At 38.8% G+C, this 25,710-nt stretch carries 14 protein-coding genes; 5 read left to right on the top strand and 9 right to left on the bottom strand.

The features are described from left to right. Position 1 precedes the first annotated feature (1 nt). The 4 genes from B9O19_RS07335 to B9O19_RS07320 all read right to left on the bottom strand — a co-directional run bounded on the left by B9O19_RS07335 (position 2) and on the right by B9O19_RS07320 (position 2,988). On the bottom strand, positions 2-646 hold the full coding sequence (locus B9O19_RS07335) for a DUF4867 family protein (protein WP_102365807.1): 645 nt from the start codon (positions 644-646) through the stop codon (positions 2-4). Positions 647-1,218: 572 nt separating this feature from the next. Next, positions 1,219-1,566, bottom strand: a complete 348-nt coding sequence (locus B9O19_RS07330; RefSeq protein WP_102365806.1) for a thioredoxin family protein — start codon at positions 1,564-1,566, stop codon at positions 1,219-1,221. 19 nt (positions 1,567-1,585) lie between these two features. Continuing rightward, positions 1,586-2,626, bottom strand: a complete 1,041-nt coding sequence (locus B9O19_RS07325) for a permease (RefSeq protein ID WP_172620956.1) — start codon at positions 2,624-2,626, stop codon at positions 1,586-1,588. A gap of 56 nt (positions 2,627-2,682) precedes the next feature. After that, a complete protein-coding gene (locus B9O19_RS07320) occupies positions 2,683-2,988 on the bottom strand; it encodes an ArsR/SmtB family transcription factor (RefSeq protein WP_102365805.1) in 306 nt (101 codons plus the stop codon). Positions 2,989-4,273: 1,285 nt separating this feature from the next. Between B9O19_RS07320 and B9O19_RS07315 the strand changes: the two genes are divergently transcribed. From B9O19_RS07315 to B9O19_RS07305, 3 genes are all read left to right on the top strand, one after another. Further along, on the top strand, positions 4,274-5,182 hold the full coding sequence (locus B9O19_RS07315; protein WP_102365804.1) for a stalk domain-containing protein: 909 nt from the start codon (positions 4,274-4,276) through the stop codon (positions 5,180-5,182). A 78-nt stretch (positions 5,183-5,260) separates the two neighbouring features. Next, positions 5,261-5,752 (top strand): RNA polymerase sigma factor, encoded by a 492-nt coding sequence (locus tag B9O19_RS07310; protein WP_102365803.1) that lies wholly within the window; start codon positions 5,261-5,263, stop codon positions 5,750-5,752. Next, positions 5,745-6,947 carry a DUF4367 domain-containing protein gene (locus B9O19_RS07305; RefSeq protein ID WP_158648940.1) on the top strand — a complete coding sequence of 401 codons (1,203 nt, stop codon included), beginning with the start codon at positions 5,745-5,747 and terminating at the stop codon, positions 6,945-6,947. Before B9O19_RS07310 ends, B9O19_RS07305 begins: the two co-directional genes overlap by 8 nt. Positions 6,948-7,346: 399 nt before the next feature. Here the strand turns inward: B9O19_RS07305 and rpoC are convergent, their stop codons facing one another. The 3 genes from rpoC to B9O19_RS07290 all read right to left on the bottom strand — a co-directional run bounded on the left by rpoC (position 7,347) and on the right by B9O19_RS07290 (position 15,876). After that, a complete protein-coding gene (gene rpoC, locus B9O19_RS07300) occupies positions 7,347-10,979 on the bottom strand; it encodes a DNA-directed RNA polymerase subunit beta' (RefSeq protein ID WP_102365801.1) in 3,633 nt (1,210 codons plus the stop codon). Positions 10,980-11,098: 119 nt separating this feature from the next. Then, a complete protein-coding gene (gene rpoB / locus B9O19_RS07295; RefSeq protein ID WP_102365800.1) occupies positions 11,099-14,926 on the bottom strand; it encodes a DNA-directed RNA polymerase subunit beta in 3,828 nt (1,275 codons plus the stop codon). A 368-nt stretch (positions 14,927-15,294) separates the two neighbouring features. Then, on the bottom strand, positions 15,295-15,876 hold the full coding sequence (locus B9O19_RS07290) for a GNAT family N-acetyltransferase (protein WP_102365799.1): 582 nt from the start codon (positions 15,874-15,876) through the stop codon (positions 15,295-15,297). A 797-nt stretch (positions 15,877-16,673) separates the two neighbouring features. Here B9O19_RS07290 and B9O19_RS12115 point away from each other — a divergent pair. Further along, entirely contained in the window at positions 16,674-20,276 is a 3,603-nt protein-coding gene (locus B9O19_RS12115; protein ID WP_102365798.1) for an InlB B-repeat-containing protein, read from the top strand. Between the two features lie 628 nt (positions 20,277-20,904). Here the strand turns inward: B9O19_RS12115 and B9O19_RS11905 are convergent. Continuing rightward, positions 20,905-24,234 carry a hypothetical protein gene (locus tag B9O19_RS11905; protein WP_179947303.1) on the bottom strand — a complete coding sequence of 1,110 codons (3,330 nt, stop codon included), beginning with the start codon at positions 24,232-24,234 and terminating at the stop codon, positions 20,905-20,907. 482 nt (positions 24,235-24,716) lie between these two features. Then, positions 24,717-25,193 (bottom strand): C40 family peptidase, encoded by a 477-nt coding sequence (locus B9O19_RS07275; protein WP_158648939.1) that lies wholly within the window; start codon positions 25,191-25,193, stop codon positions 24,717-24,719. Positions 25,194-25,298: 105 nt separating this feature from the next. On the opposite strand from B9O19_RS07275, the gene B9O19_RS07270 reads away from it, so the two are divergent. Continuing rightward, positions 25,299-25,628 carry a hypothetical protein gene (locus B9O19_RS07270; protein ID WP_154058636.1) on the top strand — a complete coding sequence of 110 codons (330 nt, stop codon included), beginning with the start codon at positions 25,299-25,301 and terminating at the stop codon, positions 25,626-25,628. Positions 25,629-25,710 lie beyond the last annotated feature (82 nt).

The following is a 25,710-nucleotide window of genomic DNA, read 5'->3' as shown; positions in this document are numbered from 1 at the left end:
TTTAGATTAATTCCGCAATATCTATATTTTCGCCTTTGAGACACACAACAGCTCCATTATCAGCCTCAGAGGATTCAGGATGCGCAATAAGCCATTTGTTTCTAGCAAACAGTCTCTTGTCCTCATCATTTTTAATTTCTATATCAGGCTTTTCGCTGTTAGTTCCTTTCGGCAAAACTATAATAACTCTAAACGAATCTCCTAGTTTTCCGCTGCACGGAGCATAATGCAGTGTGGTTGTATAAAGTTCAACCGCCGTGCCTGCAGGACACAAAAAAGCCTCAACCAATCCAGTGTCATAGCTATCGCCCATAGCGTCCTGCTGTCTTCCCAAAAGAAGAACCACATCATCAGCGGCAATATCTATTTCGCTGTCCCTATGATATTCCAGGCAGTTCAGCTTTGTGTTTGTTCCATTACAATACCCAATTTGAATCGGCATACCGCCGTATATATTGTTGCTGAGCAACTCCGCTTCCGGCATAGATTCCAAATTACTATCTCCCGGCACATAAATGACCTCATCAGCAGGCGCCGGAGTTGTGTTTTTAAGTTTATCAAGAAGCCGGCTGAACTCTATACCTTCTACCACTCTTCCATACTGAGCAAACTCTTTATCATTAACCGATTTTATAACTAAACTCATCATTCATTCCTCCATATAAATTGATAAATCTAGTATATGGTATTTTAAAAGATTTGTCAATATATGCTAGACTTCTATGCAATTATAAAATTTTTATGACCTATAAAAACATAAAAACAGTATTTTTTCGCGTTGTTCTCAAAAAATCCATTTCAGCACTCTATATAATCACAAAAACACGTAAAAGCTGCATAATACAAATGTTATGCGGCTTCTATTATACTTCAATCATCGTTTTCCGCGGGATTTTTTGGGCAAAACCGCATAGGCTTCAAAATCTATGAGAGATTGTAAGCACTTTTAAAACAGTAAAAGTATAACATGATTTATACCTTCACATAACAGAAACAGATGAGCAATTCGCGGTTACATTTACGGCTTTTACTGCGTAATTCTCCATAGTAAACGGCGTATATTGAAGACAAAACGATTACGCTCATAAAAAATTAAAAAGAACACGAAGGCTTGAAATTCTCTCAAAACCTCCGTGTTTCCGCCTATTTTACAGCAATTCATTTTTTACTTCATGTATTATCAACCGTATTATTCAGCGAAGAGCCCACTCCGCAGAATTAACTCCTAACTCTATTCAAAATTTTAACTGCTTCATCGACCTTGAGCACCTTTCCATAAGACACAACCTTTCCGTCCACGACAAGAGCCGGGGTAGTCATTACTCCATAAGCTGCAATCTGTGAAAAATCGGTAATATGGTCAATAGACGCATCCATGTTAAGCTGCTCTAACGCTGCCTTTACAGCAGTTTCAAGCTGATTGCATTTCGTGCAGCCGCTTCCTAAAATTTTAACGCTTGCCCCCTCTGTTTTTGCTTGTTCAGCCTGTGCCATACTTTCAGCATTGCAATTACCGCAGCAGGAGGCGGTTTCTTCTTTTTTTCTTTTCTTTCCAAAAAGTGCCATAATGATAATCTCCTTTCATTTAAACCAAAAAATAGTGAAATATATTAAACAAATAACCAACAATGATAATTCCGCCTGCGCAGATACCAATAAAAAGAGCAAGCAGTTTGGGCTTTACTGCCTTCCGCAGCATTATGAGAGACGGCAAGGACAAAGTAGTAACCGCCATCATAAAAGATAAGATTGCGCCAAGCTGAGCACCTTTGGCAAACAGAGCTTCAGCGACAGGAATTGTGCCAAAAATATCCGCATACATAGGTACACCGACAAGCGTTGCCAAAATCACCGAGAAAGGATTGCTGCTGCCCAGAGCTGTTTCAATCCAAGTCTGCGGTATCCAGTTGTGAATAAATGCACCAATACCGACGCCAACAAGAATATAAGGAAAAACTTTTTTGAAAGTAGCAGAAACCTGCTCCAGCGCAAACTTCAATCGTTCCCTTTTTGTTAAATCCGGGGCTTCAATATCTACGCTTCCAGCTGTTTTGATATACTGTTCAACATGTTTTTCCATGTGCAGTTTTTCAATGATTGTACCTCCTGCGACAGCTATAACTAAACCGACAAGAACATAAACGGCAGCAATTTTTGATCCGAATATGCTCATTAACAAAACGAGAGAGCCGAGATCAACCATAGGGGACGATATTAGAAAAGAAAATGTTACGCCCAAAGGAAGACCGGCGCTTGTAAAGCCGATGAAAAGCGGTATAGAAGAACATGAACAAAACGGAGTAACCGTTCCAAGCAAGGCGGCGGCAATATTTGCACCTACTCCATGAAAACGCCCTAATATCCGTTTGCTTCTTTCCGGCGGAAAATAGCTTTGGATATAGGAAATCAGATAAATAAGTACGCAAAGCAAAACAGTAATCTTAATTGTATCGTAAATGAAAAACTGAATACTTGCGCCAACCTTGCTTTCAAGATCAAGACCAACGGCGGACAAACCGCTGCCGATCACCGCATTCAGCCATTTCATGCCTAACACTTGATCTTGAAAAAAATTCAATATAGATATAATAATCTGCAAGAAAAACCCTCCAATCCATTTACACATCGCAATATATCGATATATTGTTTATTTTGTAAGCCGCCCGTACTTTAGGCGGCTTATCAGTAATTACGGCTGCATTGAGTGCTGCCTGTTACCGTTGTAATTTGATTAAGCAATTCTTTTGCATGATTAACGCCTTCCGGATTAAAGGAATAATACGTCCATTTTCCTTCCTTGCGCCCTGCAACTATTTCTGCGTCGCATAGAACTTTCATGTGATGTGATAAAGTTGGCTGCCCGATATTAAGTTCTTCCAATAATTTGCACGCACACTTTTCTCCGCTTTGCAGCAAGCCTAAAATTTTCAATCTATTTGAGTCGCAAAAAGCTTTGAATATCCTTGCGTTTTTTTCATCTTCTGTCATGATCCGAGCCTCCTTCTTTCTATATTCATTTATATTATATACATCATATTGAAATTTGTCAATATGTTTTTGCGCGCAGACTTATACGATTTGATAAACGTCACACCTCAATACCTGAGAATATTGAAAACAGCGGCAGACATATCACAGAAATCCGGTTTAATAACATTAAAATAGAATAACCGCCGCCAATTTTGATGAGTCGGCGAAATAATAGTAAAACATACAGCTAAAAAACTTGAAATTCTGGTTATAACTAAGAACAGGTTAAAAAATTTTTAAAAAAGCGATTTTAATAAAAATTATACAGCTGGAAAATGGGCGTATACTTCTCATTGCAATTGGTTTGCAAACGCTTTTTCAAACCGCGGTGTTAACAGATTGTCCGTCTGGTATTATTTATGGAATGTTCAGAGAGAAATAATTCTCAAAATAGATTAAAAGAAATTCTGAGTTACAGTCAAACGCTGTGTCGATTGCACATTTTAAGATACCTAGAACTGCGTAAAAGGCTTTATTTATGCTGACATAAACGAACGGACAGATAGAATTACTATACAGAAAAAATAATCTGTCGCCTAAAAAGACTAAATACCAAAGACAAAAGCGCATATTATCACTAATAAACTGATATGGACTGAATAGACTTCCCGGCTTTCACATTGAACTAAACAGAAATGTAATAAGCCTTAATACATGCGTAAATATAATCCTGTCTTAAACTTTCCTTATAACTGCCGAATTAAAACATTTTACGATTTTATATATTTATATAAATAAATTTTTATGTTATATCAATATCATGTTATAATAAATATAGTCTCAAACTGTATTAAAGTTAAAATTGTTTTACTATAAAAATTTTATTTTGACTTGATATAAAAAATATCATATAATTTTATTTACATTTACACATCCAATTTTATACCTTTTATAAATCTACGTTTGATATATTGAAATGTAATCAGCCGTTTGTCTTTGTACAGTCCGTTAATTGGCAGCTTCAGCCGTTCTCTGATTTAGAAACAAAATATATAATAATTTTTCTTTAAAAAAATCTATTAAATAAGTGGATATTTTTACTTTCTCTATTTACTTTAATAATAAAAGAGGCGTCTTAAAACTGAATTATAATTATAACAATACTGGATAAAAATATAAACATTTCAGCAATTATCGTCGTTAAATATTAAAATAAAAATTTTTATAAAAAATGCAACATTTTTACATTCCGAGTTGTATTCTATATGAAGTTATAAAATAATAAATTTGGAGGTTTTTTAAAATGAAGAACAAAAAAATCACAGCTGCAGTACTTGCAGGAGCATTATCTTTGTCATTGACAACAGCCGTACTGGCAGACGCTGACCCTATTGACAGCGGAGTACCGCTGCTGGTTTCAACACAAGCCTGCCCCGCAAACGTTTTAATAAACAACGAACAAATCCCCGCAAATATCTATGAAAATAATGGTCAGCTAATGGTGCCCGTTCGTTTAATCGGAGAAAAGCTTGGATTTAAAATTGAATGGATTGAGGAAGAAAACGCTGTATTTTTAGATAACGGTGAAAAAAATACAACTGTCTATATTGGGCTTGACAGTTATTACACCGCTAGTTCCACAGCTATAGGTATGTCGGCTCCATCATCGCTTGGGGCAGCTCCCGAATTATTGAATGATACAACTTACGTACCACTAAAGCTATTTGAACTGCTTGATGATATAAGTGTAAATATTGATAATAATACTATCACTATAACTAGAAATGACAATTCAGATAAAGAAGATAATTCATTGGTTCAGATTCCAAATCCTATTATAGAATATAACACTGTAGACGAAGCAAAAGCCAGTCTGGGAATTGACGCTTCCATTCCAACAGCGCTGCCGGCAGGCTATGAGTTATCTAAAATAACAACCATTTCAAATACCGCACTTGATTTGACATACGTAAACGGCGAAAGCGAACTCAGTTACAGAACCGCCAAAAGCCTGGAAGATATATCCGGCGACTATAATACATATGAATTTACAAAAACTGCAGAAATAAACGGATATGAAATATCTTACAGCGGAAACGGTCAAAAAGTGCACAATGCAAAATGGAACAACGGTGAGTTCAGTTTTTCAATATATGCGGATAACGGTATAACTTTTGATGAGCTTAAATCAATGATTGAAAGTATTATATAAATATGTTATCATAACTATAAAAGCCGCAGTTATGCGGCTTTCACTGTGTTATCATTTTATTGAAAGGGGGGCGTTTGCTTGCACGCGTTAGATTGTAATATTGAAAATCTCGTTAACAAGTATGGCGATACAGTTTACAGACTTGCGTTTTCATATATGAAAAGCAAGCAGGACGCCGAAGATGTTTCTCAGGATGTATTTATAAAATTATTCGAATATAACGGGAAATTTGAAAATGAAAAACATGAAAAACTTTGGATAATGAGAGTGACGTCCAACATCTGCAAGAATAAATTAAAACTATTTTGGCGCAGAAACATCTGCTCTATAGATGAAGTTCAGGAGCACCCATATTATGATGAATACAGTTCAGAGAATTTAGTATACAAATCTGTTATAAGCCTGCCCGCTAAATACAGTACCGTTATACATCTTTTCTATTATGAGGGATATAAGACAACACAAATAGCCGAGATAACAGGACAAAAAGAATCGACGGTCCGTTCTCTTTTACACAGAGCCAGAGAAAAGCTGAAACCAATACTAAAGGAGATGTATGATTTTGAGTAAAAAATATAATGACGCAATGGACAAAATAGTTATGTCCGACGAACTAAAAAACAAAATAATCTTACAGGCAAAAAATCAAAAGAAATACACCCCCAAAATATACTATATACGCCGCGCGGCCGGGATTGCCGCATGTTTGGTTTTAACGGTTACATCTATAATAGTTTTTAAATCAAATCCCAATATTCAAAACACGGCGTTTGATTATTCTTCACAGTACACAGAACCGCCGACTGTTAATCATAGTATTATTCCATACAACAATTCAAGGGAAGAAAACTCCGGCGATTCTAACCAAATAAATAGTGAGCAGGAATACAACAATGAAATCTCTAACAGCCCCAATAATTCAGGCATTAAATCCTGGCACGCCAGCGCTGTAAAACCAAAAGATTTTTCTGATAATCCACGTTATACTGAAAACAACTCTAGTTATATAAACGGACAAAATCAATTTGACAACACTCCTATAAATCCGGAAGATGAAAACAATTCAAATATTATACCGCCAGTCCAAAACGACAATACTGATGATAATCAAATAGATAACAGCAGCTCAGGAGAGGTTTCAAGCGGAAGTCCTATGCAGTCTGCAAACAGTATTGACGAACTGAGAAAAATTGCTGCTTTTGATTTTTCTGTACCGAAATATATACCCGACGGCTACCGTCCATACGACTTTTCTTTAATATTCGGCAGCGTAGTACAAATAAAATATAATAGTAAAAATGACTGTATGACATATAGAACAGGACCGGGAAAAGCCGGAAGCGAGGGAGATTATAATATTTATGATAAAGAAGAACAGGTTGAAGTAGGAGAAAAATCCGTAGTTTTAAAATCTAATGATGATATATATCAATCCGCTGTATGGGAGGACGACAGTATGTCTTATTCTGTCAGAAGTGAAAACGGTATTGAAAAAGAAGAATTGACAAAAACGGTTGACAGCGTTGATAGTGCATCAAAAACAACCCCAACTGAAGAAGAACCTCTCTCAAATCAAGAGATTAAATTATCAGAAGATTCTGAATCAAATCAAGCAAATTCCAATAACGAAGCGTCTAATTTATCAAGAGTAGAAATGACAGATTATACAGATAACGAAGAAGCAGCAGAAACTACAAAGTCCGCAGATAATAATCCGAATAATAGCAATGAAAGCGATGTTTTCGAAAACGAATTATCAGAATAAAGCATAGTTTGATAAGACATTAAATTGTAATTTCAATATTACAATAATAATTTGAAGTAAAGATTTGAACAAGCTTCAAATAAAATTATTATAGCCAAATAAGTAAATTATAGCTTTCAAAACTCATAAATATGTTTAACATAGTATCTTATGGTTAAATATAATTTTATAATTAAAAAATATAAATAGCTTAGTAATTAACTATCAATATAAGTGAATTAACTAATTAGAAAATCAATAAAATTTTTATAGTATCCATTACGATTATATAGCCAAAAATTTATTACAGAATTCAATATAATATACGCAATATACTCCGCAAAATATTTTTATCACATTTCAATATTATAAAAAATAAGCATATGCTCAGCATATGCTTATTTTTATATCAAACTAATATTAGTCTTCAGCGTCCAAATCCAACAATGAATTATTGTCAGAAGCAACCGCGCCATAGCTTGCATAAACATCAATATTATTATATATAGGCATTCCGGTTCCGGCAGGAACAAGCTTACCGATAATAACATTTTCCTTAAGTCCCACAAGCGGGTCTGTCTTTCCTTTAATAGCCGCGTCTGTAAGAACTCTGGTAGTTTCCTGGAAGGAAGCCGCCGATAAGAATGATTCTGTAGCAAGAGCGGCTTTTGTAATACCCATTAACTGAACTGAATACTCAGCCGGTTCTTTTCCTTCAGCAATAACCTTATCATTAATTTTCTCAAGGTCGTATATATTGATTAACGAACCTGTAAGCAATCCTGTGTCTCCGGGATTTTCAATCTTAACTTTATGCATCATCTGACGAACGATAACTTCGATATGCTTATCGTTGATATCAACACCCTGCAGACGATAAACACGCTGAACCTCTTGTATAAAGTAATTCTGTACAGCGGTCTCGCCTTTTATAGCCATAATGTCATGCGGGTTAAGCGAACCTTCTGTGATTGGATCGCCGGCCTCGACTTCCTGACCTTCGCGAACCTTTATTCTGGAACCAAACGGTATCAGATACGTAAAGGCTTCACCAGTCTCCTGATTAGTCACAATAATCTCACGCTTTTGTTTAGCTTCGCTAAGATGAACAGTTCCTGCTCCCTCTGTAACGATAGCGACACCCTTAGGCTTTCTAGCCTCAAAAAGCTCCTCGACACGCGGAAGACCCTGTGTAATATCATCGCCCTGAGCAACACCGCCGGCGTGGAACGTTCTCATTGTCAGCTGTGTACCCGGCTCACCGATAGACTGGGCGGCAATTATACCAACTGCTTCGCCTATATCAACCGGCTTCGCAGTAGCAAGGTTCATACCGTAACACTTAGAACAAATACCAACCTTACTGCGGCATTTAACCACAGAACGTATCTTAACTTCTTTTATTCCTGACTTAACTATTTCAGCCGCCTTATCATGAGTTATCATATCGCCGTCAGCAGCAATAAGTTCGCCCGTTTCAGGAGAAACGAGGTCGCCGATTATAGTTCTTCCCTCAAGTCTGTCTGCCATTGGCTCTATAACTTCATTACCGTCCATTATATCTGAAACAATAATTCCGTCATCCGTACCGCAGTCATGCTCACGAACAATAACATCCTGAGACACGTCAACCAAACGTCTGGTCAGATAACCTGAATCGGCTGTTCTGAGCGCTGTATCTGTCAAACCTTTTCTCGCTCCGTGAGTAGAGATAAAGTATTCAAGCACTGTAAGTCCCTCACGGAAATTAGCTCTAATAGGAATCTCTATTGTTCTTCCCGACGTATCAGCCATAAGACCACGCATAGCTGCAAGCTGACGAATCTGGTTAACGCTTCCGCGGGCTCCTGAATTAGCCATCATATAAATCGGATTAAGCTGTTTAAGGTTATCCATAAGCGCCTTTGTAACCTTATCTGATGTAGAGTTCCAAATATTGATTACCTTCTGATATCTCTCGTCATCGGTAAGAAGTCCGCGCCTAAAGTTCTTAACAACCTTATCGATTTCCTCTTCCGCTTCGAGCAGATACTGTTTCTTTTCTTTAGGAATTTCCATATCCGAAACGCCTACAGTTATAGCGCCAATCGTAGAATACTTATATCCCATTGCTTTAACATCGTCAAGCAAAGTAGCTGTTTCAGTTATGCCATGCACCTTTATGCTGGCGTTAATAATCTTACCTAACAGCTTTTTATCAACACCGGGTTCAACGTTGTCGCCGATGATATTTTTAGCGTCAGGTTTTTTGAGAACTTCATCTCCGATTTCGAGATTAAATCTCTTATCAGGGTCGGTTCTGTCTACAAATCCCAAATCCTGAGGGATTTTTTCATTGAATATCAGTCTTCCGACAGTAGCGTCTATTATAGCGCTCTCTGTCCTGCCGTCTATCTCTTTTGTAACGCGTACCTTTATAGGAGCGTGCAGACCTACTGTCTTATTTATATAAGCCAGCTTTGCCTCTGTAGGAGAACTGTATACCCTATATACAGTATGACCGTCCTCTTCTCTCGGAGATCCAAGCTCGGTATCATCTTTAAGAGTAAGGTAATACGAACCCAAAACCATATCCTGAGTCGGAACCGTAACCGGCTTACCGTCCTGAGGCTTTATCAGGTTGTTTGCTGACAGCATCAAGTATCTTGCCTCAGCCTGGGCTTCTGCTGAAAGCGGAAGGTGAACAGCCATTTGGTCACCGTCAAAGTCAGCGTTAAACGCAGTACAAACAAGAGGGTGAAGCTTCAGAGCCTTACCTTCAACCAACACAGGCTCAAAGGCTTCAATACCCAGCCTATGAAGTGTTGGCGCACGGTTCAGAAGAACCGGATGGTCTGCAATTACATCCTCAAGTACATCCCAAACTTCTTCACGGACGCGCTCTACCATTCTCTTTGCAGATTTTATATTATGAGCAAGCCCGTCTTCTACCAGCTTCTTCATAACAAATGGCTTAAACAATTCCAAAGCCATCTTTTTAGGAAGTCCGCACTGATAAATCTTTAGCTCCGGTCCTACAACGATAACTGAACGGCCTGAATAGTCAACACGTTTTCCCAAAAGGTTCTGACGGAAACGTCCCTGCTTACCTTTAAGCATATCTGACAAAGACTTGAGCGGTCTGTTTCCGGGTCCGGTAACAGGTCTGCCGCGTCTTCCGTTATCAATTAATGCGTCAACCGCCTCCTGAAGCATTCTCTTCTCGTTTCTGACAATAATATCAGGAGCGCCCAAATCAAGCAGACGTTTCAGTCTGTTATTTCTGTTTATAACGCGTCGGTAAAGGTCATTCAAGTCACTGGTTGCAAATCTTCCGCCGTCCAGCTGAACCATTGGTCTAATTTCAGGCGGTATAACAGGAATAACCGATAAAATCATCCACTCAGGCTTATTTCCTGACTGTCTGAAAGCTTCAACGACCTCAAGACGTCTTACAGTTCTGATTTTTTTCTGACCCTTTGCGCCTTCCAAATCATTCTTGAGTTCCTGATATAGTTCCTCAAGATCAATTTCACGGAGCATTTCAAGTATTGATTCAGCTCCCATACCGGCACGGAACATATCACCGTATTTCTCACGGTTTTCTGTATATTCCTTCTCAGTCAGTATTTGATTTTTCATAAGTCCGGTATTGCCCGGATCAATAACTATATAAGCGGCAAAATACAGCACTTTCTCAAGCGCGCGCGGAGAAATATCAAGCATTAATCCCATACGAGACGGTATTCCTTTAAAATACCAAATATGTGAAACCGGGACAGCCAGCTCAATATGTCCCATACGCTCACGCCTTACCTTGCTTCTTGTAACCTCAACTCCGCATCGGTCACAAACAACGCCCTTATAACGAACTCTCTTGTACTTACCGCAATGACACTCCCAGTCCTTCTGCGGTCCGAATATTCTTTCACAGAACAAACCGTCTTTTTCAGGTTTCAGTGTTCTGTAGTTTATAGTTTCCGGCTTCTTTACTTCACCTCTGGACCATTCCCTGATTTTTTCAGGTGAAGCAAGTCCGATTTTGATTGCTTCAAAATTTTGATATTCTCCCATAAACGACCATGCCTTTCTACTCACTGTATAACCCTTTGTCTGCCGTGAGTTAAGCAAACAATATCAATTGAAAAACATAAACCGATAACGGCTGAACAGTTTATGCTGACTGTTCTTAATTAGTAATTATCGTCGTCTTCATCATCAAAATCTTCTGCATCTCTCAATTCTTCAAATGACTTAACATCCTCGTCGTCCTCAAAAGCTGAAACGTCAGCGTCGCCTTCCTGAATCAAAGGAGCCGCCAAAATCTGAGTTACCTCGTCAATTATATCGCTTTCAGTCTCTTCTTCATCAGCCTCTTCTTCTGCCAAAAGTTCATCTTCCGGTTCAGCCGCCTTAGCCTGAACGAGTTCATCGTCCTCAAATCCGGCAATGTTAACAGGCAATTCCTCAACCTCGTCATCATCGAGAGTTTCACGAAGTATAACCTCGTTTCCGTCTCCGTCAAGGACTTTAATATCAAGAGCCAAGCTCTGCAATTCTTTTATTAATACCTTAAACGACTCAGGAACTCCCGGCTCAGGAACATTTTCACCCTTAACGATTGCTTCGTAAGTCTTAACACGTCCAACAACATCATCCGACTTAACCGTCAGTATCTCCTGAAGCGTATAAGCCGCGCCGTAAGCTTCAAGAGCCCAAACCTCCATTTCTCCGAAACGCTGTCCGCCGAACTGCGCTTTACCTCCCAGCGGCTGCTGAGTGACAAGCGAGTAAGGTCCGGTTGAACGGGCATGGATTTTATCATCAACAAGATGGGCGAGTTTCAGCATGTGCATGTAACCTACCGTTACCCTGTTATCAAACGGTTCTCCGGTTCTTCCGTCATATAGGACGCTCTTTCCGTCTTCGTTGTATCCAGCCTCTTTTAAGGCTTCCATTATATCTTCCTCTGTTGCACCGTCAAATACCGGGGTGGCAACCTTCCAGCCCAGAGCCTTAGCGGCATAACCCAAATGAACCTCAAGAACCTGTCCAATGTTCATACGCGAAGGTACGCCCAGAGGGTTCAGAACTATCTGAAGCGGTGTTCCGTCAGGAAGGAACGGCATATCTTCAACCGGCAGTATACGCGATACAACACCCTTATTACCATGACGTCCTGCCATCTTATCACCGACAGAAATCTTTCTCTTCTGTGCGATATAGCAGCGGACTACCTGATTAACTCCCGGCGGCAATTCATCTCCGTTAGCCCTTGTAAACACCTTTACATCAACTATAATTCCATATTCTCCATGGGGCACTCTCAATGAAGTATCTCTTACCTCACGGGCTTTTTCTCCGAATATAGCACGCAGAAGTCTCTCTTCGGCAGTGAGTTCGGTTTCTCCCTTAGGAGTAACCTTTCCAACCAAAATATCTCCGCTCTCAACCTCGGCGCCGACGCGGATTATACCCCTCTCGTCAAGGTCTTTAAGCGCTTCTTCGCCAATATTCGGTATATCTCTTGTTATCTCTTCAGGTCCTAATTTTGTATCTCTGGCGTCTACCTCATATTCCTCGATATGAATAGAAGTGAATACGTCCTCTTTAACCAGTTCCTCGCTGATTAGAATAGCGTCCTCGTAATTGTAACCTTCCCAGGTCATAAACGCCATTCGAATATTTCTACCAAGACCTATCTCACCGTTTCTAGTAGACGGACCGTCAGCTATTATCTGACCTTCCTTTACCTTTTGACCCTTTTCAACTATAGGTTTTTGGTTTATACACATTCCCTGGTTGGAACGCTTGAATTTTATAAGCTTATATGTGTCAGTATCGCCGTCGTCTGTCTTAACCTCTATTCTTGTGGCAGACACACGTGAAACTGTTCCGTCTCTTTTGGCAAGAACACAAACGCCTGAATCCTTAGCGGCTTTATATTCCATACCCGTACCAATGATAGGAGACTCAGGAACCAAAAGCGGAACCGCCTGACGCTGCATGTTTGAACCCATCAGGGCACGGTTAGCGTCGTCGTTCTCAAGGAACGGAATCATGGCTGTAGCTATAGATGTAACCTGTCTCGGGGATACGTCCATATAGTCCACCCTTTCAGGCGGAACTTCTATAAATTCATCTTTATATCTAGTGACAATCTTCTTGTTCACAAATGAACCGTCATCATTCAAAGGCTCGTTTGCCTGAGCAACATAAAAACCTTCTTCATAATCGGCTGTCATATAAGTCACTTCATCAGTGACAATCATTTTCTCATGGTCAACTCTTCTGTATGGAGTTTCGATAAAACCATACTCGTTAACTCTGGCAAATCCGCTTAGCGAGTTGATAAGTCCGATATTAGGACCTTCAGGGGTCTCAATAGGACACATACGGCCGTAATGAGAATGGTGAACGTCACGCACTTCGTATCCGGCACGTTCTCTTGACAGACCGCCGGGTCCCAGCGCTGACAGTCTTCTTTTATGAGTCAGCTCGCCGAGAGGGTTAATCTGATCCATAAACTGTGAAAGCTGAGAAGAACCAAAGAACTCTTTTATTGCGGAAGTTACCGGTCTTATATTAATCAAAGACTGCGGAGTAATAGAATCAAGGTCAGATGTGGTCATTCTTTCACGAACCACACGTTCCATTCTTGAAAGACCTATTCTAAACTGGTTTTGAAGCAGTTCTCCAACGCTTCTTATTCTTCTGTTGCCCAAATGGTCGATATCGTCAACTTCGCCTACTCCGTTTGCAAGATTACCGATATATGACATAGACGCTATAATATCATCAATAAGCACATGCTTAGGCTGAAGCTCGTCGCGTCTGTCCTCAACAGCTGTTTTAAACTCGTCAGAATTCGGATCTCCGAACTGGTCTAAAATTTCATCAAGCACGCTGCGTCTGACACGCTCGGTAATTCCGCACTCGCGCGGACTGTAGCTGAGCTCTTCGCCTATTTTATTCAAAATATACTCAGGCATATCAACCATATTGTTTGAAATAACCTTCGTCTGTTTGCCGTCACAGTCTAAAACGACCTCGTTAACAGCATTTATCTCAAGACTGTGAGCAATTTCTTTTGTAATTGTCTGACCGGCCTCACACAGAATTTCACCGGTAACAGGGCTGATAATATTCTCAGCCGATACATGACCCGTAACCCTATCGCTTAACATCAGCTTTTTGTTGTACTTATATCTGCCGACTTTAGCCATATCGTATCTTTTCGGATCAAAGAAGGTGCTGGAAATCAAAGACTGAGCACTGTCAACAGTAGGCGGCTCGCCCGGACGCAGTCTTCTGTACACTTCAAGCAGACCCTCTTCGTGGGTCTTGGTTGTATCTTTCTCCATTGTTGCGATAAGGCGTTCATCCTCACCGAACAAATCTATAATTTCAGCGTCAGTACCAAATCCCAAAGCACGTATTAACACGGTCACAGGAATTTTTCTGGTTCTGTCGATTCTTACATAATAAATATCATTGCTGTCAGTCTCATACTCAAGCCACGCGCCGCGGTTTGGTATAACCTGAGACGTAAACAGCTTTTTGCCCAGCTTATCATAATCCTGAGCATAATATACGCTGGGCGCGCGAACAAGCTGAGACACGATAACACGCTCAGCTCCGTTTATAATAAACGTACCCGACGGAGTCATAAGCGGAAAATCGCCCATGAATATCTCCTGTTCTTTAACCTCGCCCGACTCTTTGTTTATCAGACGAACTTTTACCCTGAGAGGTGCTGCGTATGTTGCATCTCTTTCTTTACATTCCTCAATATCATATTTCGGCTTTGACTCTAATCTATAGTCAATAAACTCCAAAATAAGATTTCCGGTATAATCCGTTATGGGAGAAACGTCATGAAAGACCTCCTTCAGTCCTTCACTCAAAAACCATTTGTATGAATTGGTTTGTATCTCAATCAAGTTCGGCATTTCCAAAACCTCATTGATTTTACCGTAACTCATACGTGTGTTTTCGCCTAGTTTCACAGGATGTACCATAAAACCGATCACCTCTCGTATAAAATTTTATAAAACCACAAAATATATATTTCGGGCATCCGAATACAATAAAAAAATCGCTTAACAACCGGGGCTTAAAAATCATAGTAAAATCTAACAATCCAAGACTGCGAAATCCCTCGAAAAAACGTTGATTCTAACATACAACAACTCTTTCTCAGTCTCAGTTATAACCTCAAAATAAGCAAACTTCCTCACTATATACAGACATATATTTTACCATACAATTTTTTCAATGTCAATACTGATTTATAAATATTTTTAAAATAAAAAACATAAAATTATATCTTGCGGAATTATTAATTTTATAGATTAGATAAGCGCAGTTTTCAGCGCCGCGTTTTATATCAGCCTATATCAATTTTTATCTCACTGAATTTTTTTATCTCCGGTTGATTACTTGTATGAGAGCCTATGTGTTTTTCCATCCATACCATATCATACCACTTGTTAAATTTATATCCGCATTTATGAAACTTCCCAACATACTTATAACCGCGCTTTTTATGAAAAATCAAACTATCGTCGGATATATGCTCATCTTTTTTACTTAGACAGGCAATACAGGCATTAAGATTCAAAATTCCCTGCATTTTCAAAATGTTTTCCAGCTCATTATATAGAATCTTCCCAATCCCCGACCTCCTCTTATTCATCTTTATGTATACAGAAGTTTCCGCCGCCCATTTATAAGCCGCCCGCTCGTGAAAGGAATCCGCATAAGCGTAACCCAAAACCTCGCCGTTTTTTTCAGCCAGGAGATATGGATACTTGTCCAGCACATTACAAATCCTTTCAGCAAAAGTTTGTAAAGAAGGCACTTCATATTCAAATGTTACAGCTGTGTTCCTGACATAAGGCTCATATATATTTAGAAGCGCTTTAGCGTCCTCCGCTTTTGCCGCACGTATTTTAATTTCATTATTCATAAGTTTTTCATCCTATCTAATTTGTTTATCTTATATAATTTATTCGTCTTATAAATAAAACACTTGTTTATGCTAATACATAATCATAAATAAGAACTTATAATATATTTTATAATTTAGTCTTATGTATGTCAATCTTTTATATAGTCATAATCAAATATACAAGTTTAAATTAAGTTTTGCCGTATATTTTTAATAACAACAGTTTCCGGCAGAATGCTAAATATAAAATCAACTGCCAATCTTTTGCACAATTCAAGTAAAAACAGACTTATAAAAAACTGTCTTCCCCGGGAAGAATAAAATAAATTCTCAAAAATATGTTTTTTTATGCCTTGAGAATAAAATTATATTAAAGAATATGAAAATAAATTTATCAAATTGCAGATACAAATTAATTAAATAGATATTTAAATTTATATATTAAGTACCGCTTCAAGACACAGTATAACAAAAAGCAGAAAAAGTTAACGTCAAGAATAACATTAAAATACTGAAATTTAGACTAATAATCTATCTATGTAACAGCAAATGGAGATAGTATAAAACTGAAACCAATATCAGCATATTACTTTAATTATAATTTAACCGTCTCAAGAACTCTATGTCTTCATGAACTGTTACAACTCCATATGGATAAATATTGGATTTTTCTAAAAATGTTAATTTTTTTCACATTCAAAGGCAAAATTCCTGTTATTAGAGCTAAGTTTTCATTACCTTTTTTATAATAAATATGTTATAATTAATTTGTTTTTTACTTAATGAAGTTAACAGACAAATTAGGGGGTAAACTTATGATTTTAAGGGGAGAAAAAAACTGTCTAAAAAAATTTTGTTCCGCATTTGCGGTTCTGCTTGCGCTGCTCACTTTAGCACTGCCCGTTCATACGGTCTTTGGGGCAGACAATATTCCGGCATTTCCGGGAGCTGAAGGCGGCGGTAAATATACGCTTGGAGCACGCGGCGCTTCGTCGCCTACAGTATACCATGTCACAAACCTTAACACAAAGGGCGCCGGTTCATTCGCTGACGCGGTTTCAAAACCTGGCAGAATCATTGTTTTTGATGTTGGCGGAACCATTCACTTAAACGGAACTTTTACAATAAAAAACAGTAATTTAACCATACTCGGTCAGACCGCCCCCGGAGATGGAATAACTCTTCTCGGCGGTGATATTTCTATAGCAAACGGCGTCAGGAATATTATTATGAGATATTTGAGAGTCAGACCAACCGATATAAACGGCGGTGAACCTGACGGAATCGGCGGACGCTGGAACAAAAACATTATCCTGGACCACTGCAGTACAAGCTGGGGCGTTGACGAACTTTTGACGCTGTACGCAGGCTCAACCGAAAGCGGTACTCCGAGTTCAAATATGACAGTACAAAACTGCCTGGCTACAGAAAGCCTAAGAATGTCAAACCACTTTAAAGGCGCGCACGGATACGGAGCTATTTTCGGAGGAACAAACTCAACATGGCATCATAACCTGCTTGCTCATCATGACAGCAGAAGCCCGCGTCTTGACCGTGAGCTGCAAAACACAGACGTTCGCAATAACGTAATATGTAATTGGGGTCAAACAAACTCCGCATACGGTGCCGAACCGTATTCATACAATAACGTTACTCAAACTCCTTCAAACGTGAATTGGATAAACAATTATTATAAATTCGGCCCGGGAACCGCGTCAAAAATAAAAAGCAGAATATTTGATATATCAAACGCTTATCCTGATGTCTCTAAATCCAATTTTTATTTTGACGGAAACTATATATATGGGGATGCCAATGTTACGGCAAATAACTGGAACGGCGTAAACAACTCGTCGGCCGCAAACAAGCTTTCCGCCCCAATAGATATGGGAGAGTATGAACTTTCCGAAACCCAAAGCGCCGAAGAAGCTTATAACACGGTATTATCAGACGCAGGCGCAACCCTTCCTAAGAGGGACAGCATAGACGCGAGAATAATAGCTGACGTTAAAAACCAAACCGGCAGAATAATAAACAATGCGAATGAAGTTGCGGGTTTAGTTGAAATGCCTGCAACAAAACGCGTGTTCTCCATCCCTGACGATTGGAAATCCGAAAACGGAATGGGCACAGCTTCTGAAACAGAGATAGTAAAAAGCGGTCAATATGCCGGATATACTTGGATAGAAGCCTATGTAAACGACTGGACTTTAAAACAGTCAGCACCCACAAACCCTTCTATAGTTGTTACCAATCCGGCGATACAGTCTATTTCGGATACTATAGACGGGAAACAGATAAACAACGGAAACTGGGAGGTTCTGACTGTAGACTTCGACCTGAATTACTGTGCTGAAGCTTCACCTTCATCAGATGACACATATATAACCAAAATAGAAATATATGACGGTTCTAAACTGGTAAAAACAGTAAACGATTCTGCTGTTAACACAGATATAACATTAACTCCGGGCACTCATTATATTTCTTCAAGAGCTTATAACAACAAAGGCGAATCAACTCAAAGCCCCACATCTATTGTGTATGCAAAATCATGTTCTGATCCGGGCAGTTTCAGTCATGCTCAAATCGGCACTACAGCCTTTAACGGAAAAGGCGGATCCAGCCTGGACAACGGAGTATATACCATAATGGGAAGCGGAGCAATCGGAGCCGGAAAAGGTTCAGACACTTGCGATTTTATGTATCAGGAAATCAAGGGCGATTTTGATATTTCTGTCAAAACCGAACAGGTTCCGAAATTTGAAAACGGCGAACTCTGCGGAATCATGCTTAGGGAAAACCTTAACGGCAATTCGAGAATGGCTATGCTTTCTGACGGCTGGCTCAAATACGGTGAAAATGTAAAGGCTATATATAGGACCTCACAGGGCTCCTCAGCAAAAGTTTCATGGTTTAGAAACAGCAGCGGAAAAGAAATATCCAACAGCGACTCATATGACACCAGCAAATCTGAATACCGCGTTCCTAAATACCTCAGAATGCAAAGAAAAGGCGACGTTATTACTCTGTCAGTTTCAGACAGCGGCACTAACTGGAGAGATAATCCGAGACAGCCTCAAACTATAACAATATCAGGATTAGCAGAAACTCTGTACGTAGGACTGGCGGTCGACTCAATACAGGGCACACCTAGGAAAGAGTATATGGCGGAAGCAAAATTCAGCAATCTTAAACTGACAGATGAAAATGCAACGCCAACGCCTCAGCCAACTGCTACCCCTGAACCAACAGAACCCCCAATCCCAAAATATGAAATTGCCATTGATGAAAATATTCAAAACGGAACAATTGAAATTGAGACGGAAAGCGGTATCGGAAGCGGCGGCAATAAAATAACCTGGCTTGCCGACGACAATATTCCGGCAGACGCCGTTGAAGGTGTAACCAATATATTCGGCAACGGAAAGGCAGTTCTGAATATAAATGGAAAAGACAGCAGCGACGGAACATTTACTTTTTGGGACTCTGTACAATGGAATTATGTTGATGTAAACGGAAGCAGAACAAAAGTCCTAAAAGGAGAAATAAACCCCTCTGTCCAATTTCCACTCAGCCTATATGAGCCTTTTGGAAATGTCTTTAGCTTTACCCCAAACAGACCGGGATACTTGACTCTTGAATTATTTCTAAATCCCGGCAAACCATTTAACCTTTATGATGATGCAACCGAAAGCTATTTTATTAAATCATATGTGCCGTCATCAGCCGAACTCAACACGTATGTTATACCTGTTGAAGCGGATTCAAGATATTATGCTTGGGCTAATGGATCGAAAATAGGATTAAAGAGCGTTACTTTTTCAGACAAAGTTCCAACAGCCAAAGAAGGTGAAACCGTAAAAATAATCGCATCCCCCGAAGACGGATACTTTGTTAATTCCATCAATGTAGACAGCGGAAGTGTAGTAGAAAAAACTGACGAAAACAACTATACTTTTACTATGCCGGCCCAAAATGTAGTTATAAGCGCTCAATTCAGCAAAATCGGCGAACCTACCAGCACGCCTGCGCCGACCGCTGAACCAACAGCGCCGCCAACTGCTGAGCCGTCTGCTTCGCCTACCACAGAACCGTCTGCAACACCGAGTGCAAACCCGCCGACCGCAACGCCGAATATTCCCGGAATATATTACAAAGAATATCCAAAGCTTGAAAACGGAAAAGTAACTGCTGAAATTGTTAATACTAAAAATAAAAACGCATTATTTGCTGTTGCAGTATACGATGAGACAAACACGATTTTAAAGGATATTAAAGTTATAGAAATTCCATATTCATCTGATTCTCAGTCTCAGAATATAGAGATTGCATTTTCAGAAAAAGATAATATCAAAGTATACCTTTGGGATGATTTATTAAGTCCTCAAAATGACGTAATATCGCTGGAACAATAACTATATTATAAAATTATTTTCTCTATAAAACACAGATACTGCTTTAAACACAATTAACTGCAAAAACTGAAAACGGCCGTCAATTGATGTGACCCCAAAAGTTAGACAAAATCTAATGATTGTGAGGTCAGTTCAAATCCAGACGGCCGTTTTCAATTCTAATTAATAAATAACTTATACATTTTAACGCTTTAATATGTGTTATTTAATCTCTGTTCTAAAATATTAAGTTTTCCCTAACTTGTTTCACATCTATATTACTGAATCATACACAGATATTTTAAACACCTTTCAAATATATCCGCCAACCGTTCATACTTTACGTTAAATATTTGTTATATACATAAATTAATATACACATAGGGTTAATTACATAAAATTATTAAATTTTTCAGCTAAAAAACTTATACTTCACTTTAGCATTGCTGTAAGTTGTAATTATAAATACCATATTTCTAATAATTAATTACAGAAAAAGAGACCGGCAAATGAACCGCCCTCCCAAAGTTAGACAAAATCTAATGATTTTGAGAAGGTTCAAAGCCCAGTCTCTTTTTCTACGCAATGAATAGTAGCTTTAATTAAATATATAATTTACTATAAGATTAACATATACATAACAAATATTTTATTTTCTTTTTATATCCCCACATTCGATTAGTGGTTCCATACTTGCCATATCGCTCCAAACAAATATTTTAATTTCCTGTGAAGCTTCTGAAGGCATTATACTTATCTCGCCGTCTCCCACACATTCGCTTCTTGTCATACCTATCATCATACCATCGCTGTCATACTCAGCTGCCGCCGCAGTATATTCAGCATTTTCAGGCATTCCGTTTATACTGCACGTCAGTTCGCTGTCGTCATAGCCGGTTGCTTCAACGCCGTTTTGGCGGAAAACATAGGTATCTGTTTTTGGTTCTTCAGCAAGTGTTTCAGTTCCAACCGATATATTATCTATACCTATTGTAACAGTTCCGCTTCCCGGAGTCATTAATTCCATTTTGGTAGGCGTCAGAGTCAAATTGTCTATATCTGCATTCGGTCTCTGAACCCCTGAGCCCAATATAACGGAGTCACGGTAAGTATACTTTGAAGCTCCGTCGTTTTTAGTATAAAGTGCAACCTCGTTTTTACCGTCAGCATTTTTTATATATTCAAGCCTAATACCATACCATTTATCTTTTTGATAGGTGAAATTTGAAAAACCAAAATCTACTCCCTTAGGACTATCGTCTGTGCTGCTTGTTCCCATAGAAAAATAATCGGTAAGAACAAGCTCACTGCTTGTTGAACTGGACTCTCCCTTGTTGCTGCTGGTCTTTAAATCAAATATAACACTTCCGTTTGAATAAGTATTATTTGCATTCGCATTAATTTCATCATATACTCTTAGGAACGTTGTGTCCTTTTCAATATCGCTTTTATTAAACTCAAATTCAAATACGACTTTATTTCCGCTTAACGGCGAATCCGGTTTATACGACCACTTCAACCTGCTTTTACTGTTATCCGCGATCTTTAGATAGTTACTGCTTCCGCTGCGGTTTGCAATAGTAATAGAATCCGCCGCGTCAGTTATATCAAGGCTTATACTCTTTCCATTCTTGTTTGTGATGGTATCATTTTTAGCATATGAAGTTCCTGCTGAAAGCTCATCGAAGTCCCACTTTTCATAATTTGATTCATATATCTCAGAAGAACTCTCTGTTTTTTTGGCAAACTTCATTCCTAAAAGCTTTCCTTTTGTTCCCGCAGGGAAGATATAATATGTATTCCCGGCTTTTACTTTAGCTGAAACCGTAACGGTTCCTCCGTTGCCTGCCTTCATACCAACATAGTCAGTTTTATAATTTTCAACTCCTTCAGGTACAATATAAAGCGTCTTTGTGTCCGCCAATTCCGCCGCATATCCATATAGCGTTCCATCATTAGGAGCCGTATATTTAAGACATGTTCCGCTGCCTTTGCCATCGCTGTAACCGCCGTTTGCATCCGACGTTATATATGTCGTTCTTGATACGCCGTCAATGGAGACCGAGGCTCCGAGTTCTCCCGTGATAATCCCACTTACATTGCTCAGTCCATCAGCCAAAACCGTGCCTGCCGATTTGCCGTTATCGGAACTCGATGCGAACCAATTCATAGTTGAAGAAAGTATCGTAACAGTGAAATACTTTTTAAGCACACAATCACCATTCGCTATATCCGCGGCAATGTATGCATTTTCATTACTCACGCCGGTTGGCTGAATCACCTGAGTAACAGCATTATTCTCTATTTTCAAAGAATCCGATGAAGAACTCCAGCTTATTTTTGAGCCAAACTTAGAACCCGAGACCGGCAAACTAATTTCATCGGCAGACGAAATTTTAGTTTTAGAAAGCTTAAGAGAATTTAAGTCCTCTATTGCTTTAGAATAATCGGCTCCAAGCTCGTCCAGCGTCGGTGATAAAGTAACTACCCCCTCTGGGAATGAATCTACAGTCAAATCATTGCAGTAATGTTCAATATTAGTATAGGCTCCGCCAATATAATAACCATTTGCATCACTGCTGTCATTTGGATTTAGACCTCTGGCAATCTCCCAGTCATCAGGCATACCGTCATTGTCACTGTCTATAATTTCCTTTTTGAGAACAGATTTTGGGTAATATTCGTCATAATTTACATACTTAATACTGTATTTGCTTCTAACATCCGCTGTCACTTTTGAGTTCTCAAGTCCGCCTGACAGAGAACCTGAGCCGGTGTAAGCGTCATTTAATACCTCAGCGTCAATTTTGTTCCTTGAATCTAAATTTACAGCCGCCCCTGCATAGCTGACAACATTATTAAAAGCGGCGTCTGCTGATTCGGGATTTTTTGCAGCAGATACATCAATACCATTTGATATAATAGGAAAATGCTCTGACGCACGATAATGAGACTCGTAATAATTAAGACTGCGGTTTAAACTAAGTCCGCCGTTCCAGTTATTGGTGCTCATAGGATTGGCCGCGTTGCCCTTCCTGTCCGTCATCTTATTTCCTTCCATAAAAAACTTTGTAGTTTCATAGTTGGAACCACTGTCGAGAGAACCAAAATTATCACCGTTTCTCGAAGAAATACTCTTTTTAAAATAATTGTTCACATAGTTTAAATGTCCAAAAGTGCCGTATGCTGTTTGTCCGCCCCAGCCATACACCACATTGTTCACATAGTCATTAGGCTGTTCTCTTTCAACCTTACCCCTGAAATTTCTGGACATATTATGACAAATCAAATTGTGATGCCAAGTATTACTGGCGGCACCAAACATAGGACCGAATCCATGAGAGCCTTTAGAGTGTGTGGAAAGACAATTTGCAGGACCTATTATGCTATACTGCATTGTCATATTTCTGCTTGAATAAAGTCCAAACTGCTCATCATTTGCCCAACCTATTGAACAATGGTCAATAATTGAATTTGACCCCTTTGATCCGCCCCAGGCGTCATACTCACCGCTTCCTTTTTCACCGGGTCTTGACGTCATATACCTGACAATAATATTATCACCTGCCATAGCAAGCTTTCCGTTGCGCACAGTCACTCCGGCTCCTCCCGGAGCCGTCTGTCCCATAACGCTTATATTTCCGCTTATACTTAAATCTGACTTCAAATTTATTGTTCCGCCCACATCAAAAACCACTATCCGTCTTCCTTTTGAAACCGCGTCACGCAGCGAGCCTGTCCCGCTGTCATTCAAATTTGTAACATGATATATCTCTCCGCCGCGCCCTCCGGTTGCAAACTTACCCGCTCCGTCCGCGCCGGGAAAAGCAACTGCACGGTCAGGCTCTGTTTCAGAAAATTCAGCAGCCGACGCGTTATCCGTATTCGTTGACGCCGCCGCTGTTCCTGCCGCCCCAAACGCCAATATAGCAGATAAAGCCATTGCTGTGAAACTTTTTAGCGCCCTATTAATTTTCATAACCATATCCTCCTGCCTCAGCTATTTAATCATTTAGTTATCATAGCTTATTTTAATAAATTTTTCTACAGATTTTACTTCTAATCGCAATAATCAGTTATTTCAAACCAATATTTCAGTGTTTTGTTTCCTCATTAAAAATAAATTTGTTCCTTAAAATTTTTTAATCAATTATTATCCTAATTAATTCTAAACTTTATATTATTAAAAATATCTATAAAATTTTATAGATAAATATTTAAAAATACCAACAATCTCGGTAATAAAAAAATAATTAGTTTACAATTTTATATTAAGTGTCGATTCACAAATTTTTATTATGTCTTATCAAAACAATTTATGTAATAATAAAACTTTTTTGATAATAACTCAGAGTTAAAATAATTACAGCAAAACAGATACGCTTATAATCAATCTAACTAATACTTAAAGAGACTCAATCAATAAAATCTTATCGGGTTTTACATTTTTGCACACCAAAATCACCGGGAAACTCTTACGGCATACTGAAACGGAGTGCCATATCCGCCGTTTTCTATCCATTCTGATAGACTGACTTCAATTATTTTTCCCCGGCTTGACGAAGAATGAAGCATTATATCATTTCCGCAATAAATTCCGACATGGGTAATATTATCAGGCTCCGCCCCTTTGCCCATACAAATTATGTCTCCCGGCTCCAGTTTTTCATAATCATATATTTTAACGCCGCACTCCGCTTGCTCATATGTAACTCTCGGTATTGACAAACCTATATCTGAATATGCTTTTTGAGTAAATGCCGAACAATCCAAAACACTGCGCGGCACGTCAAGATACACAACGGCAGCTTCCGCAGCTCTGCCGCCTTCAGTTTTAGTTTCATTGACATATACTTTATTGAAGTCACTTGTTAGGCACGGAAAAACCATAAATATAAACATATACACAAATAATATACAAATTACTTTTTTTGTCATAATAAATTTCTCCCAAAACAAATTACATTTAAATATATTCATGTATATATTTAATATTTCCGGCAATAATCTCCATATAAAAAATTTTATTGAGTGGTGATACTTATGATGTTAAAAAACAAACGCCAAGTTGTAATAATCAATGATATCAAGTCGGATAAAATTGAACAGGCAATTTTTATTCTAAGAGACAATGTTTCTCAAAACACATCCGAAGTACAGAAATACTTTTCAAAGAACCGCGAAACCGATATAGTAACCGAAGCACAGAGAATAATAAACAGCTTTCTGTATCCTGATGTCTATTCTTCTTCAAAAAGACAAACCAAACCTAAGGTTAAAAACAAAGTGCTGGTTCAAAGTTTATTATGGCTGGCGTCATCAATGGCAGTAGTTGGTGCAAGCGTTTTAATACTAAACTGGCTGTGTATGTAGTTTATTGCCGTAAACAAAATAAAAATTTCCATTTTCTTCCATACGTTATTGCAAAAGTCTATATATCGTGATATAATATTTA

The organism is Monoglobus pectinilyticus (genome assembly GCF_002874775.1).
GTDB lineage: Bacteria > Bacillota > Clostridia > Monoglobales > Monoglobaceae > Monoglobus > Monoglobus pectinilyticus.
This window is presented reverse-complemented; position numbering and strand designations above follow the sequence as displayed.

Excerpts from the sequence above, each read along its gene's own strand:
- B9O19_RS07335 (WP_102365807.1), bottom strand. The coding sequence starts at position 646 with ATGAGTTTAGTTATAAAATCGGTTAATGATAAAGAGTTTGCTCAGTAT.
- B9O19_RS07330 (WP_102365806.1), bottom strand. The coding sequence starts at position 1,566 with ATGGCACTTTTTGGAAAGAAAAGAAAAAAAGAAGAAACCGCCTCCTGC.
- B9O19_RS07325 (WP_172620956.1), bottom strand. The coding sequence starts at position 2,626 with ATGTGTAAATGGATTGGAGGGTTTTTCTTGCAGATTATTATATCTATA.
- B9O19_RS07320 (WP_102365805.1), bottom strand. The coding sequence starts at position 2,988 with ATGACAGAAGATGAAAAAAACGCAAGGATATTCAAAGCTTTTTGCGAC.
- B9O19_RS07315 (WP_102365804.1), top strand. The coding sequence starts at position 4,274 with ATGAAGAACAAAAAAATCACAGCTGCAGTACTTGCAGGAGCATTATCT.
- rpoC (WP_102365801.1), bottom strand. The coding sequence starts at position 10,979 with ATGGGAGAATATCAAAATTTTGAAGCAATCAAAATCGGACTTGCTTCA.
- rpoB (WP_102365800.1), bottom strand. The coding sequence starts at position 14,926 with ATGGTACATCCTGTGAAACTAGGCGAAAACACACGTATGAGTTACGGT.
- B9O19_RS07290 (WP_102365799.1), bottom strand. The coding sequence starts at position 15,876 with ATGAATAATGAAATTAAAATACGTGCGGCAAAAGCGGAGGACGCTAAA.
- B9O19_RS12115 (WP_102365798.1), top strand. The coding sequence starts at position 16,674 with ATGATTTTAAGGGGAGAAAAAAACTGTCTAAAAAAATTTTGTTCCGCA.
- B9O19_RS11905 (WP_179947303.1), bottom strand. The coding sequence starts at position 24,234 with ATGAAAATTAATAGGGCGCTAAAAAGTTTCACAGCAATGGCTTTATCT.
- B9O19_RS07275 (WP_158648939.1), bottom strand. The coding sequence starts at position 25,193 with ATGACAAAAAAAGTAATTTGTATATTATTTGTGTATATGTTTATATTT.
- B9O19_RS07270 (WP_154058636.1), top strand. The coding sequence starts at position 25,299 with ATGATGTTAAAAAACAAACGCCAAGTTGTAATAATCAATGATATCAAG.